Here is a 12980-nt window from a genome sequence, read left to right on the forward strand (position 1 = left end):
AGACGAGAACCGAAACTTATCGACTGTTAGTTAGTTCTCGACTTTTCAAGCGCACAGTTCGCCAGCCGAGCGACTACGCCTCAGCAGCAGGATATTCAAAAGCACTGAACATTTGAAAAATCAGACGATGCGCAACTTAATGTAATGGCGCCCCGATGAATATCAGACTGCTCTTAAAAGCGTATGGCTCACTCAATTGCCGAGGCGCCGTTGCTGTTCTGTTGGGTCACAAAGTTCAGGAAGGCATCGATTTCCATCGGCCGCGCCAAGGCATAGCCTTGTCCAACCCGGCAGCCCAAACGGTGCAGCAACGGGATCGTCGACTCATCCTCGATCCCCTCCGCCACCAGGCTCAGGTTGAGCAGCCGCGCCCAGTTGACGATGCCGGCGATGACATTGCGCGACGAGGAATGCTGTTCGACACCCCGGACAAACGAGCCATCGATTTTCATCTCGTCAAACGACAGGTTTGCCAGTAAGGCGAAGGTTGCCGCCCCGGTACCGAAATCGTCCATCGACACCTGGAAACCCTTGGCCCGAATCGCAGTTAACGAAGCCGACAGGTGCAGCTCATTGGGTTCGGGGACGTCTTCGGTCAGCTCGATCTTGAGCAGGCGATTGGGCAGCTCTGCCTGGCGCATTCTGGCCGCCAGGCGATCGGCGAAGTTGGACGTACAAATCGTCTTGGCTGAAGCATTCACGGCGATGGGAATCTGGATGTTCGCGCGTTTGAGCGACAGCATGACCTTGATCGTCCACATCTCCACCAGGCTGAACAACAGCAAATCCAGGCCCAGGCGGTTGACCAAAGGCATCAGTACCGAAGGCGGTACTTCACCAAAGCGTGGGTGCTTCCAGCGCACCAACGCTTCGGCCCCCACAATGCGCCGGCTGAGCAATTCGAACTGCGGTTGAAACACAAAGCGCAGCCCGTCGCCTGTCGTCAGCGCATGGATCACCTCATCTTCGGCCAAGGCGTCGAAGGTGTTTTTGCGTAGCGAGGGGTCGGGTTGCACGCGGGTCAATACCGTGGCGCGCAATGCATCGCCCAGGTCCAGAGTACCGCCTTCGCGCACGATCTCGACGAAAATGCCCGCCGCCCTCGCCAAACGGGCATGGGACTCCAGGGCGCTGACCGCGACTCCACCCATGTACTTGACCCACAGCGGCTTGGCCGACCTTTCACGTACAGACGTACGTGCACCGTCAGCGGCCCCACCCGGCGCGCCCAGCGTGGTTTCGCCCATCCAGAAAATGCCTGGAAACTGGGCCAGTTTGCCTGACTCGTGACGAGCCTTGAGCAAGCTCGGCAACATCAAGCCATCGCCGCATTCAGGGCGAATTTCACACACGATGACATCGACCGGATAATCATCCAGCCACGCTTGCAGCGCATCCAGCGAGTCGACGTTGGCCAGAGGCAGAACGCCCAAGCCACTCAAGGCGGATGCAAGCCGATGTGCGCACGCCGCATCGGATGCCAGCGTGATTACACGTAACGCGCTGAACTCGTTGGGCACGGCGACATTTAGGATCATGACAAGGAATTTCCCGAGACTATTTCTTCAGGGAAAAAGCTTATCAGCGCCAAAAAAGAAACAAATAGGACTGGGACTAAAAGCCGGCGTGGCTGCCATCAGCCGTTATTGAGCCGTATACGCCCCATCACGCATACGCCGGATATCCCGTAAGGGCGGCGCGCCAAACAGTCGCTTGTATTCGCGGCTCAATTGCGAGGCGCTTTCATAGCCCACCGGGCTGCTCGCCTGGCCTGCGTCCAAGACCTGATTGAGCATCAGTTGCCGCGGACGATATGCTATCGATAAGGCGGCGCGTTCGCTGTCGTGACGATGTAATCAAGCTCGAGGGGTAATGAAGTGTTTAAACAGAGGATGCTTAACGACCATGGCTGAATACCTTCTGCCCCCCGCTGCCCCACACTGGCTGATCCGCCAAGCCACCCCCGACGATGTGCATGCCTTGGTCGCACTGGATGCCTACGCAACCGAGCATGCCAGCCGTCGTGTGTTTATCTATGACGCCGTGGTTCGCCAGCAATGCTTGGTAGCCGCCGACGCTAACGTGTGCGCCGGCTACCTGGTGCTCACCCACGACTTTTTCAACCATGGGTTTATTGCGCTGGTGGTGGTTTCACCGCTGTACCAGCGCCAAGGCGTCGCCCTTCGTCTGCTGTCAGCGGCCGAAGCAGCCTGCAAGACGCCCAAGCTGTTCGCATCGACCAATGCCTCCAACGGCGCGTCCCAGGCCCTGCTGACGAAAGCCGGCTTTATTCCCAGCGGGCAGATCGAGAATCTGGACGATAACGACCCTGAACGTGTGTACGTCAGGTTCATTCGCTGAGCTCCATAAGGTGCCTTCTGCGCGGGCGGGAACCTTTTCTCGAATGCGCAATCTGTGGTTCACCCTTTTGAACCGATTGAGACCCTGCGCATGCTTGTGAAAAAAGCCGTCCTCTGCCTGGCACTGCTCAGTGCCGGCTTCATCGCAGGCTATGCGGCCAAACCCACCCCGCAGTTGCAAGTCACCGCTGGCCAACTGATGGAGTGCGGCGAACTCATGATCCCGACGCTTGGGATGTGAGCCGCGCATACCCAGGTAAAAGCCGTTTCAGCCGCTCGACGTCACGTGCGCAGGATGCACGTTGAACCCATTGCGCCCCGCCGCCTTCGCACCGTAAAGCGCTGCATCGGCCGCCTCGACCAAACCCAACACCGGCTCCAGCCGTGAGCCCATGCCCGTCGCAACGCCGATACTCACGCTCACGCGCCCGAAGGGGCTGCCTGGGTGTGTGATGTTCTCCTGCTGTAGGCGCGAAAGAATGCGTTGCGCGACCACCGCAGCGCCTGTGCTGTCAGTCGCGGGCAGGATGATCGCCATTTCTTCTCCGCCATAGCGCGCCACCAGGTCCGACGGGCGCCGCACGCACGTTTCCAATAACGTGCTGACTGCCTGCAAGCACGCATCTCCCGCGACGTGACCAAAGGCATCGTTAAAGCGTTTGAAATGGTCGATATCGAGCATCAGCAATGCCAGCGACGTACCTTCGCGCTGCGCCCGACGCGCTTCCACGGCCAGCGTTTCATCAAAACAGCGGCGGTTGGCGAGGCCGGTCAGCGCGTCCTTCTTCGCCAAGAGTGCCAACTGCCGATTGGAGTCGAGCAACTGTTGCTGGGCGACACGCAACGCCTCTTCCGCCGCCGTACGCCTGCGGATATCCAGGATCAGAAACCAGCCGATCAGCCCCGTCAGCCCCAGCAGCCCCGCCACCACGACCGCTGACAGTGCCGCCTCGATGCGCCACGCCGCGAGGGCTTCGTGCTTGCCCAACGCGACCGTGGTGATCAGCGGCAGGGTTTCGCTTTTGCGAAAGGCATAGAGTCGCTCTACCCCGTCCAGGCTGGAGGTATAGGCCGCAGTGCCCACAGGCTGGTCGACGAGGTACTTGGAATAAATAGGCGAGGTGGAAAAGTTGCGGCCCATGTCCTGCTCGCGGAAGGGGTAACGCACCAGCAACGTGCCGTCGGCGTAGGACAGGCCGATGGCGCCCTCCTGGCCCACATCGAGTTTGCCGAATACCCGCAGAAAGTTTTCCACCCCCAGGGTCACAGCGACCACGCCAGCGAAGTTGCCGGCCGCGTCGTTGAAACGGCGGCTGATGGTCACCACCCATTCATGGTTGGCGCGGCTTTGAATCGGCGGGCCAATAAAAGGTTCAGCGCTCGGATCGTCGCGATGGTGGATGAAATAGGCCCGATCACTGCTATTGGCGCCCTCCGGAATCGCACGATTGGAAGACAGCAGCCACCGGCCCTGATGATCATAAATGGTGATGCCGCTGAGCTGCGGCATCAGCGGCTGCTGTCGGTTGATCAGCGTACTGATGCGCTGGATTTGCACCGGGCCACTGCCTTCGGTTTCCAGGCGCTCCACCAACCCCAGCAACAGCAACGAGCTTTGCCGCACGATGCCTTCGGTATAGGTGTTAAGGGCCTGGGTCAGGTTCAAGCCATGCACGTCCACTTCCGCCAGCGCACGGTCGCGGGAAGACAGGACTTTCCAAATCGTCAGCGAAGTCAGGGAACAGCCGATCACCAACAGCAAGAGCATCACAAGACGGGTATCACGCTTCACGTCAGCACCTTAAGGAAGTCCGGTTTCCATCCAGCCATCATTCGAACGTCGGTACTCACAGGGGCAACCGGTTCCAGAGTGCCAGCATACAAGCAGTCTGTGCGGGCTGCAGCAACAGAGTGTGCGGCTGAGCGCCGGCCAGAGGAGCCAGCGCCTTTAATGACCACTATCAAAACAGGGTATTGAATGCTAAACCAACCGTTAAGGTCGCTATTAATTCAATATCAATCGACGCAGAAAAACTTATACGAAGCGGCACTTTCTGAGCCTACTTGTACAAGTTTAATCTGCCACTCTACCGTTCATCGCCCTTTTTAAAAAATTTCAAAACATCTGCGCACTTTCCCTTATCAGAAAAGATGTCCGTTGCATAAACGGGCAACTAGCGAAACGACATTTCAAAACTGGGAGTATTGTTATGACGACGAGCAATAAAAACCCTGGAAACTTTGCCAACGATCGCGAAAAAGCATCAGAGGCGGGAAAGAAAGGTGGACAGGCCTCTGGCGGCAATTTCGCCAACGACCGCGAGAAAGCCGCGGAAGCCGGGCGTAAAGGCGGCCAGAACAGTCATGGTGGGGGGCGTAAGTCCTGACCACACGGGCAGTACCGCTGTTCCGTTTGTTAACAAAGGGCATTGATCATGCGTGCGTCCATTGATAATCAGCGCGGCGAGCCAGCTCGCAGGCCGATTGTAGAAGTGCAAACTAAAGCAAGGACTGGCCTGCGTTCTAATACGTCTGCGTGTTACGAACATCAGCAACTTGTTGAACAAGCCGAAGCCACGATAAGTGTATCTAAAACGCCACCCTTGTGTGAAAGGCACTTGTAATCGTGCAGCTTGATGCACGCGACCAAGTGCACGTTTCCAGCACAATCGAAGTGAACGTTACATTACCGACATAACGACGAGGTAACTGAACATGACTACTCAAGACAAGCAAGGCAACATGAGCGTCAACGAAGCCGGTAAAAAAGGCGGCGAGGCCACTTCTGCGTCCCATGACAAAGAGTTCTATCAGGAGATCGGCAGCAAAGGTGGCCAAAACAGTGGCGGGAACTTCAAGAATGATCCCGAGCGCGCCGCTGAAGCCGGCAGCAAAGGCGGCCAGAACAGCGGGGGCAATTTCAAGAATGACCCCGAACGCGCCGCCGAGGCGGGCAGCAAAGGCGGCCAGAACAGTGGCGGCAATTTTGCCAACGACCGTGAACAAGCTTCCGAAGCCGGGCGTAAAGGTGGCGAACACAGCCACGGCGGCGGACGCAAAAGCTGATGTGCTTGATGCAGGGGAGCCGTGCTCCCCTGCTTTCATTGATGAGGGACACCATGCCTTTACACATTATCAACTTCACCGCACCGGTCACCGCTTCTACGTGCAGCCAACTGATTGAAAAAGCCTCGTTGGCCGTACAACAAGATGCCCAGGGCCTGGTACTGAATATCGCCACCATGGGTGGTGAATGCAGCTACGGCTTTACGATGTACAACTTTTTATTGTCCCTGCCGATTCCGGTGCATACCCATAACCTCGGCACAGTGGAATCAATGGGCAATATCATCTTTCTGGCTGGTGAGCGCAGGACCGCCTGCAAGCACAGCAAATTCCTGTTCCACCCCTTCCACTGGCATGTGCAAGGCGCGGTTGACCATTCGCGCATGTCCGAATACGCGATGAGCCTCGATTACGACTTGCAGTTGTACGCACGCATCGTGGCCGAGCGCACCGCCGATGCCGTCGAAAAACTGGAGACCGAAAAGTACCTGATCGCCGCGCCCCGCATTCTTGATCCGCAACAAGCGCTGACCGCCGGCTTGATCCATGGGATCGAACTGCCCGTGATCAAGGCGGAGTTCGTGAGCAGCTTCATTCACTCCTAGCACCTTTTATTCAATAGGGGAGCCTCACAATGGACGAAGAAACGATCCGACTCACCGCGTACCGCATTTGGGAACAGCAAGGGAAGCCTGACGGTCAGGATTTCGTGCACTGGCTACAAGCCAGGGAGGAGCTGACAACCCCGCCGACTGACGGCCTGGCAGGCTCGATAGAAAGTAGCGTCACCCCGCCCAACCCGGACCGATCAAAGCGCCAGGCGACCGCCGCCGGGCAAAAAACCCGCAGCAGAAAACCCAACAGCTGAACCCACAGAGCCGAGAGTGAGGACGCGCCTGTCGATAAACCCGCCAGGGTTCTAAAACATCGGCAGCCGTCCAAGCGTCATCCCCGCCCCGCCGCCTCTCGATACTGGCATTAAAACATCAACTAATCGCTTGTTTGAATTCTTCCTTTTTAGCAGTTGAAAACGCCCATTTCTTAATCGAGAGTGGCCGTTCATTCAGGGAGGAATCGATGTGATCCATCTACAAGCGAACCGAAGTTGCCTGCAATGCAAACAACCCTACGAATCGACGCTGGATGACCCCGACTTTCTGGTGTCGTCGGCCTCTGACATGCTCTGCCCGGCCTGCAAGCAACACTATGCAGCCGACCTGATGAAAGAGGCACTTCAACGCAGCGTGCAAAAGTTGTGCATGTTGCAGGAGCGACGCAAACAACAGTAAACACGCGCCTCGCCCCTACCGCCACCCGCATGGACACCGTCCATTAAAAATACATTCATTCGGGTGGCGGCGGCACATAAGGCTTTGCAATAAACGGGATACTCCCAGACGGGCGCCATCTTACATTCTCAAGACCGTAGCGCTCGGCCAGCGGTTTACTGATGCGTTTGATCTTTTCATTACGCGACCTGGGAATAATGCCAATGCCTGCATCGCAACAGGCCCAATGCCACGCCTCTGCGTTATTCATCACCTCCGCTCTTATAATGAAAGACTTAGGCTCGTGGTGGTATTCGTATTCGATGACATATAAAGAATTTTTCATAACCTCTCCTTCTGATTTTTTTGTTATTTGCTCAGAACGAAGGTTCAGAAATTTTAATGTTTTAATGACGACGATCACGCACTTGCTGTTGCACTACCGTTCGTCGGCCTCGCATTAAAAAAATAAAACTGCTTATGCTTCTTTTGTTTCTTAATACTGAGTCTGTTCACTCCAGGCTCTTGGTAAAAACTCCTGTCTTGCCCGCACTCTGTGCGGGCTTTTTTATTTTGCCGCACGCTACACCCTATGGCGAGGGAGCTTGCTCCCGTGACGGCCGGGCAGCCGACGCTTGTCCAACCGACGCACCGAGGTCCAAGCTTGCCTGTCGGACCAAAATCCTCGTCGGCTGTCAGGCTGCCTTCGCGAGCAAGCCCGCTCCCACATTTGGATCGTTTGGGATCAGGAAGATAGGCGCCGGCTGTCAGGCCGTCATCGCAGGCAAGCCAGCTCCCACATTCAAGATCGCGGAGCCACTCAATCGTCGTCGTGCACGTGAGCGTCAGCACAGGGCAGTCGGCCGGACTCACCTCCGGCAATCCGTTCCGCCTGATCAATACCGCGTTTGAGCGCGTCATTCACCGTCCATTCGGCACCCGGCAACTGCTTGATGCGTTCAACCACGCATTGCCCCGTCGCGGTATAAACGCAGAGCAGCACTTCAATATCAGCGTCCTCCCGCTCTCGGCCCCTGACTTCGATATGGCAGCCGTTTTCGACTTCCCGGGTGAAGCATTTTTCTTTCAGTACTTTTGAGACCCAGGCTTTATAGGTGTTGCCACGTATAAACATAGCGCTTCTCCAAAACCGTTAGTGGGGTTGGCCATCAACTAACGACTGAAATCCCTAACCAGAATTCAGACTTTCTGCAAGGCCACCTCCATCATGCACCGATAAAAACCTTTTACCGTTTCGCCTGTTAAACCGTTCGTCAGGCGAGGAAACAAATTGTTAAACCAACCCACCGGGCTCTATTCAAAATGTTCGGGAGCGCGGCGAAAGGCGCCCTGCAGAGCGACAGCAAAAGCCAATAAAACCGAGCAGTAGAAGCACTTTTTCTACTGACGGCACCTTATTGCCGAGTGTTTAACACCTGACGGCTCCTGAGGTTAACAAGCGCTTCGCTTAGTTAACGCTTGAGCACTGATTCGGCACAGCAAAACGCAAGTTTCCAATACAGGAGCAAGGCATGAAACGAGCGATGGGTTATTGCCTGGTCACTATCACCAGCCTCTTCTTACTCACCAGTTGCAACCTGGTGGTATTCAACCCCAAGGGGCAAGTAGCAACCGATGAGCGCGACCTGATTATTCTCGCTACGGGCCTGATGCTGCTGGTGGTCGTTCCGGTGATTGTGATGATGTTTGTCTTCGCCTACCGCTACCGCGCCACCAATAAAAAAGCGCGTTACTCCCCCCGCGGGGCCAGTTCGCACAAAATCGAAGCGGTGGTATGGGGCGTTCCCCTGCTGATCATCATCGTCCTGGGGTGGGTGACGTGGGAGACCACCCACGCACTCGACCCCTATCGCCCGCTGGAGTCAGACACCCCGCCGATCAATGTGCAGGTGGTGGCCACCGACTGGAAATGGCTGTTTATCTACCCTGACCTGGGCATCGCCAGCGTCAACGAACTGGCCCTGCCGGTACACACGCCGGTAAGTTTCACCGTCACCTCCGACGCGGCCATGACCTCGTTCTTTATTCCCGCACTCGGCGGGCAGATCTACGCCATGGCCGGCATGCAGACCAAGTTGCACCTGATCGCCAACGAAACCGGTGAGTTCAGAGGGATTGCCGCCAACTACAACGGCCCCGGTTTTTCCGACATGCATTTCACCACGCTGTCCCTGAGCACTGCCGACTTTCAAACCTGGGTGACAAAGGTCAAGGGCGCGGCCACCTCTCTGGACCACAGCACTTACGCGCAATTGGCCAAGCCGACCCTCAAGCACCCGGTGACCTATTACTCGGCGGTACAGGAGCGCTTGTTCCTGGACATCGTCGATAAATACGAAGGCATGAACAAGGCAAATAAACCCCGGCGCTCGCCATTGAGCGACGCTGCACAACGCACCGATCAACACCCAAGTCTGCTGGCTGAGGAGCGGTAACCATGTTCGGAAAACTGTCGTGGGACGCGATCCCAACCACTGAACCCATTGTGATGTACACCCTGGCCATCGTCGGCCTGATCGGGGTGGCGTTGGTGGGCTCGATTACCTGGAAACGCAAGTGGGGCTATTTGTGGCGCGAATGGTTCACCTCGGTGGACCACAAGAAGATCGGTTGCATGTACATCATCGTCGCCCTGGTGATGCTGCTGCGTGGGTTTTCTGATGCGATCATGATGCGCACCCAACAAGCCATGGCCGCCAGCGGCGGGCCGGGTTACCTGCCGCCGGAACATTACGACCAGATCTTCACCGCCCACGGCGTGATCATGATCTTCTTCATGGCCATGCCCTTCGTGGTCGGCTTGATGAACATCGTCGTGCCGTTGCAGATCGGCGCTCGGGATGTGGCCTATCCGTTTCTCAACGCCCTGAGTTTCTGGCTGTTCGTGGTGGGTGCGGCGCTGGTGAACATTTCGCTGGGGGTCGGTGAGTTCGCGCGCACCGGCTGGGTCGCGTATCCGCCGTTATCCGAGCTGGGCTACAGCCCCGGCGTCGGCGTGGATTACTACATCTGGTCATTGCAGATATCCGGCATCGGCACGCTGCTCACGGGGGTGAATTTCTTCGTCACCATCCTGAAGATGCGCACCGAAGGCATGACGCTGTTCAAGATGCCGGTGTTCACCTGGAATGCGCTGTGCACGTCGGTGCTGATCCTGGCGGCATTTCCGATCCTCACCGCCACCCTGTTGATGCTGACCCTGGACCGTTACCTGGGCATGCATTTTTTCACCAACGAGGCCGGCGGCAACCCGATGATGTACGTGAACCTCATCTGGGCCTGGGGGCATCCGGAGGTGTACATACTGATCCTGCCCGCGTTCGGGGTGTTTTCCGAGATTGCCGCCACCTTCAGCAGCAAGCGGCTGTTCGGCTACGTGTCGCTGGTATGGGCGACCATCGCGATCACCGTGTTGTCGTTCATCGTGTGGCTGCATCACTTTTTCACCATGGGCGCGGGGGGCAACGTCAACGCGTTCTTCGGCATCATGACGATGATCATCGCGGTGCCGACCGGGGTGAAAATCTTCACCTGGTTGTTCACCATGTACCGCGGCCGCGTGCGCTTCGAAACGCCCATGCTGTGGACCCTGGGCTTTATCGTGACCTTCAGCATCGGCGGCATGACCGGGGTGCTGCTGGCGGTGCCGGGGGCCGATTTCCTGCTGCACAACAGCCTGTTCCTGATCGCGCACTTTCACAACGTGATCATCGGCGGCGCGGTGTTCGGCTATATGGCCGGCCTGACGTATTGGTTCCCCAAAGCGTTCGGTTTCCGCTTGAACGACAAGCTGGGGCGCATCGCTTTCTGGTGCTGGCTGGTGGGCTTTTACTTCGCGTTCATGCCCTCCTACGTGCTGGGTTTCATGGGCATGACGCGCCGCCTCAATCATTTCGACAACCCCGAATGGCGGCCCTGGCTGCTGCTGGAGTTGGTGGGAGTGGCAATCATCCTCTGCGGCGTGGCGGCGCAAGCCTTGCAATTGTTTGTCAGCATCCGCAACCGTCATCAATACCGCGACCTCACCGGCGACCCGTGGGACGGGCGCACCCTGGAATGGGCCACCGCGTCCCCGCCGCCGCTGTACAACTTCGCCGAGCAGCCCAAGGTTAATGACCTGGACGCGTACTGGGGCATGAAGGAGCGCGGCGTCAGCACCCTCAGCCACACCGACTATCGCAGCATCCACATGCCGCGCAATACCGCGTCGGGCCTGGTGATCAGCCTGTTTGCGCTGGTCTGCAGCTTTGCGTTGGTGTGGCACATCTGGTGGATGGCGGCGTTCGGCCTGGTGGCCTCGGTGGTGGCGTTCGTGGTGCGCAGCTACGACGAAGACACCGATTACTTCGTGCCCGCGCAGGAAGTCGCGCGCATCGAAACGGCACGTCTCAAAGACCTGGCAGAGGCTTGACCCATGTCCAATATCGTTATGGAAAAAGACATCGCCCACACCCACGAACAAGGGCATGAAGACGCCGGTTCCCTGAGCCTGTTCGGGTTCTGGATCTACCTGATGACCGACTGCATCCTGTTCGCGACCTTGTTCGCCGGCTACGCCGTGTTGCGCGACAGCGTGGCGGGCGGGCCGTCGAGCATGGATATTTTCGAACTGCCCTATGTGCTCGCCGAAACCATGCTGCTGCTGTTGAGCAGTATCACCTACGGCTACGCCATGCTCGCCATGAACCACGGCAAGCAACGCGATGTGCTGCGCTGGCTGGGGCTCACGTTCGTGTTGGGCGCGGGCTTCATCGCCATGGAGATCAACGAATTCCACCACTTGATCGCAGAAGGCTACGGGCCGAACCGCAGCGGCTTCCTGACGGCCTTCTTCACCCTCGTCGGCACCCACGGCGCGCACGTGTTAACCGGGTTGATCTGGATGGCGGTGCTGATGGTCCAGGTCAAGCAACGCGGCCTGACCAGCACCAACGCCACCCGGCTCAGTTGCCTGAGCCTGTTCTGGCACTTTTTGGACGTGGTGTGGATCTGCGTCTTTACCGTGGTCTATCTGTTGGGGGTGGTGTGACATGTACAAGCAAAGCTCGCTTCACAGCAGTGCCGGTACCAGCCATGGCAGCAGTCGCTCCTATCTGGTCGGGTTCCTGGTGTCAGTACTGCTCACCCTGATCCCGTTCGGCCTGGTGATGTTCCCGTCACTGCCGCGCACCTTCACCGCCTGGCTGGTGGTGGCGTTGGGCGCAATACAAATCGTGGTCCACCTCAAGTTCTTCCTGCACCTGGACACGGCCGAAGAACAACGCTGGAACCTGATTGCGCTGATTTTCTCGGCGGTCATCATTCTTCTGTTGGTGGGGCTTTCGTTATGGATCATGGACAGTATTCATCACAACATGCTGGCGCACTGAAACACTGGCGGGGGCTGTTCAATACCGCCATCGAGCTCACCAAGCCGGGCATTATTGTCGGTAACCTGGCCTCGGTGCTGGGCGGTTACCTGCTCGCTGCCAGCGGGCATATGGCATCGGTGACACACGGGCTGGCCACCCTGCTCGGCACCGCCCTGGTGATCGGGTGCGGTTGTGTCATCAACAACTGCATTGACCGCGACATCGACCGGCGCATGGTGCGTACCTGTCATCGGCCATTGGCATTGCGCGCCATCAGGGTGTCCACTGCCGCAGGCTATGGGATCGTCCTGGGCGCCTGCGGTTTTGGCTTGCTGTGGGCCGGCAGCAATGCGCTGGCGTGTGGGCTGGCAATGGTCGGGCTGGTGATCTATGCGGGGGTCTACACCTACTGGCTCAAGCGGCGTTCCCACTGGGCCACCTTGATCGGCAGCGTCTCCGGGGCGATGCCGCCGGTGATCGGCTATTGCGCGGTCACCGGGCGGTTTGACCTCACGGCCATGCTGCTGATCGCGGTGTTCTGTTGTTGGCAGATGCCGCATTCACACGCCATCACCGTGATGCGCCGCGAGGATTTCCGCGCCGCAGGCTTGCCGCTGTTGAGCCTGGCCCAAGCCCATCGGCAGATCCAGGCGTACATGCTGGCCTTTCTCGCCAGCGCCCTGATGCTGGGCGCGGTGGCGCAGATGGCGGCGCTGTATTTTGTGGTGATGCTCGGGCTTGGGGGGTATTGGCTCACCCTGGCGGCCAGCAGTACACGGCTGACTGATCCGACCGGCTGGGCGCGCAGGATATTCGGGTTTTCAATTGTGCTGGTGCTGGCCCTTAACCTGGCGCTGGCGGTGCTGAGGTAGCTCTGCGGGCGGGCACCCGCGGAATGCAATGCTCAAAGCAAC

General features: G+C 57.9%; 16 protein-coding genes and 1 pseudogene. 12 read left to right on the plus strand and 5 right to left on the minus strand.

Features of this window, described 5'->3' with window-relative positions:
- Positions 1–188: 188 nt before the first annotated feature.
- A complete protein-coding gene (locus BT199_RS24660) occupies positions 189–1538 on the minus strand; it encodes an EAL domain-containing protein (RefSeq protein ID WP_072435625.1) in 1350 nt (449 codons plus the stop codon).
- Positions 1539–1643: 105 nt separating this feature from the next.
- A pseudogene (locus BT199_RS27575) lies at positions 1644–1805 on the minus strand (AraC family transcriptional regulator CmrA); the annotation flags it as partial.
- Positions 1806–1905: 100 nt separating this feature from the next.
- On the opposite strand from BT199_RS27575, the gene BT199_RS24665 reads away from it, so the two are divergent.
- The gene (locus BT199_RS24665) at positions 1906–2361 is read left to right on the plus strand and encodes a GNAT family N-acetyltransferase (protein WP_003190483.1); all 456 of its coding nucleotides are present in this window, start codon (positions 1906–1908) and stop codon (positions 2359–2361) included.
- Positions 2362–2451: 90 nt separating this feature from the next.
- On the plus strand, positions 2452–2601 hold the full coding sequence (locus BT199_RS27290) for a hypothetical protein (RefSeq protein ID WP_019821496.1): 150 nt from the start codon (positions 2452–2454) through the stop codon (positions 2599–2601).
- A 27-nt stretch (positions 2602–2628) separates the two neighbouring features.
- Here BT199_RS27290 and BT199_RS24670 read toward each other — a convergent pair whose 3' ends face one another.
- The gene (locus BT199_RS24670) at positions 2629–4152 is read right to left on the minus strand and encodes a sensor domain-containing diguanylate cyclase (RefSeq protein ID WP_014718038.1); all 1524 of its coding nucleotides are present in this window, start codon (positions 4150–4152) and stop codon (positions 2629–2631) included.
- A gap of 418 nt (positions 4153–4570) precedes the next feature.
- Here BT199_RS24670 and BT199_RS24675 point away from each other — a divergent pair, with 418 nt between their 5' ends.
- From BT199_RS24675 to BT199_RS24695, 5 genes are all read left to right on the plus strand, one after another.
- The gene (locus BT199_RS24675) at positions 4571–4747 is read left to right on the plus strand and encodes a con-10 family general stress protein (RefSeq protein ID WP_014718037.1); all 177 of its coding nucleotides are present in this window, start codon (positions 4571–4573) and stop codon (positions 4745–4747) included.
- Between the two features lie 328 nt (positions 4748–5075).
- Positions 5076–5426, plus strand: a complete 351-nt coding sequence (locus BT199_RS24680; protein WP_072435626.1) for a con-10 family general stress protein — start codon at positions 5076–5078, stop codon at positions 5424–5426.
- A 53-nt stretch (positions 5427–5479) separates the two neighbouring features.
- Positions 5480–6031 (plus strand): ATP-dependent Clp protease proteolytic subunit, encoded by a 552-nt coding sequence (locus BT199_RS24685; protein WP_019821492.1) that lies wholly within the window; start codon positions 5480–5482, stop codon positions 6029–6031.
- A gap of 29 nt (positions 6032–6060) precedes the next feature.
- Positions 6061–6294 (plus strand): DUF2934 domain-containing protein, encoded by a 234-nt coding sequence (locus BT199_RS24690; protein WP_019821490.1) that lies wholly within the window; start codon positions 6061–6063, stop codon positions 6292–6294.
- Positions 6295–6505: 211 nt separating this feature from the next.
- On the plus strand, positions 6506–6715 hold the full coding sequence (locus BT199_RS24695) for a hypothetical protein (RefSeq protein ID WP_072435627.1): 210 nt from the start codon (positions 6506–6508) through the stop codon (positions 6713–6715).
- Between the two features lie 55 nt (positions 6716–6770).
- On the opposite strand, the gene BT199_RS24700 is transcribed toward BT199_RS24695, so the two are convergent.
- Both BT199_RS24700 and BT199_RS24705 read right to left on the minus strand, forming a co-directional pair.
- Positions 6771–7040 (minus strand): DUF6555 family protein, encoded by a 270-nt coding sequence (locus BT199_RS24700; RefSeq protein WP_003190473.1) that lies wholly within the window; start codon positions 7038–7040, stop codon positions 6771–6773.
- 474 nt (positions 7041–7514) lie between these two features.
- A complete protein-coding gene (locus BT199_RS24705; protein ID WP_072435628.1) occupies positions 7515–7829 on the minus strand; it encodes a hypothetical protein in 315 nt (104 codons plus the stop codon).
- Between the two features lie 397 nt (positions 7830–8226).
- Between BT199_RS24705 and cyoA the strand changes: the two genes are divergently transcribed.
- Genes cyoA through cyoE form a run of 5 tightly spaced genes read left to right on the plus strand, consistent with a single transcriptional unit; the run spans position 8227 to position 12938 of the window.
- Positions 8227–9150: a ubiquinol oxidase subunit II gene (cyoA, locus tag BT199_RS24710; protein ID WP_072435629.1), complete on the plus strand. Its 924-nt coding sequence runs from the start codon at positions 8227–8229 to the stop codon at positions 9148–9150.
- A gap of 2 nt (positions 9151–9152) precedes the next feature.
- The gene (gene cyoB, locus BT199_RS24715) at positions 9153–11126 is read left to right on the plus strand and encodes a cytochrome o ubiquinol oxidase subunit I (RefSeq protein ID WP_014718030.1); all 1974 of its coding nucleotides are present in this window, start codon (positions 9153–9155) and stop codon (positions 11124–11126) included.
- Positions 11127–11129: 3 nt separating this feature from the next.
- The gene (gene cyoC / locus BT199_RS24720) at positions 11130–11744 is read left to right on the plus strand and encodes a cytochrome o ubiquinol oxidase subunit III (RefSeq protein WP_058410192.1); all 615 of its coding nucleotides are present in this window, start codon (positions 11130–11132) and stop codon (positions 11742–11744) included.
- A 1-nt stretch (position 11745) separates the two neighbouring features.
- Positions 11746–12084 carry a cytochrome o ubiquinol oxidase subunit IV gene (gene cyoD / locus BT199_RS24725; protein ID WP_019821483.1) on the plus strand — a complete coding sequence of 113 codons (339 nt, stop codon included), beginning with the start codon at positions 11746–11748 and terminating at the stop codon, positions 12082–12084.
- Positions 12042–12938 carry a heme o synthase gene (cyoE, locus tag BT199_RS24730; protein WP_072435630.1) on the plus strand — a complete coding sequence of 299 codons (897 nt, stop codon included), beginning with the start codon at positions 12042–12044 and terminating at the stop codon, positions 12936–12938. The genes cyoD and cyoE overlap by 43 nt, the downstream gene beginning before the upstream one ends.
- Positions 12939–12980: the final 42 nt, after the last annotated feature.

Origin of the sequence: Pseudomonas sp. NFR02, from assembly GCF_900119375.1 — a bacterium.
Lineage (GTDB): Bacteria > Pseudomonadota > Gammaproteobacteria > Pseudomonadales > Pseudomonadaceae > Aquipseudomonas > Aquipseudomonas paracarnis.

Bases quoted from the DNA above. Each gene is read 5' to 3' on its own strand.
- BT199_RS24690 (WP_019821490.1), top strand. From the start codon at position 6,061: ATGGACGAAGAAACGATCCGACTCACCGCGTACCGCATTTGGGAACAG.
- cyoA (WP_072435629.1), top strand. From the start codon at position 8,227: ATGAAACGAGCGATGGGTTATTGCCTGGTCACTATCACCAGCCTCTTC.
- BT199_RS24680 (WP_072435626.1), top strand. From the start codon at position 5,076: ATGACTACTCAAGACAAGCAAGGCAACATGAGCGTCAACGAAGCCGGT.
- BT199_RS24705 (WP_072435628.1), bottom strand. From the start codon at position 7,829: ATGTTTATACGTGGCAACACCTATAAAGCCTGGGTCTCAAAAGTACTG.
- BT199_RS27290 (WP_019821496.1), top strand. From the start codon at position 2,452: ATGCTTGTGAAAAAAGCCGTCCTCTGCCTGGCACTGCTCAGTGCCGGC.
- BT199_RS24675 (WP_014718037.1), top strand. From the start codon at position 4,571: ATGACGACGAGCAATAAAAACCCTGGAAACTTTGCCAACGATCGCGAA.
- BT199_RS24660 (WP_072435625.1), bottom strand. From the start codon at position 1,538: ATGATCCTAAATGTCGCCGTGCCCAACGAGTTCAGCGCGTTACGTGTA.
- cyoB (WP_014718030.1), top strand. From the start codon at position 9,153: ATGTTCGGAAAACTGTCGTGGGACGCGATCCCAACCACTGAACCCATT.
- BT199_RS24685 (WP_019821492.1), top strand. From the start codon at position 5,480: ATGCCTTTACACATTATCAACTTCACCGCACCGGTCACCGCTTCTACG.
- cyoE (WP_072435630.1), top strand. From the start codon at position 12,042: ATGGATCATGGACAGTATTCATCACAACATGCTGGCGCACTGAAACAC.
- BT199_RS24665 (WP_003190483.1), top strand. From the start codon at position 1,906: ATGGCTGAATACCTTCTGCCCCCCGCTGCCCCACACTGGCTGATCCGC.
- BT199_RS24700 (WP_003190473.1), bottom strand. From the start codon at position 7,040: ATGAAAAATTCTTTATATGTCATCGAATACGAATACCACCACGAGCCT.
- cyoD (WP_019821483.1), top strand. From the start codon at position 11,746: ATGTACAAGCAAAGCTCGCTTCACAGCAGTGCCGGTACCAGCCATGGC.
- cyoC (WP_058410192.1), top strand. From the start codon at position 11,130: ATGTCCAATATCGTTATGGAAAAAGACATCGCCCACACCCACGAACAA.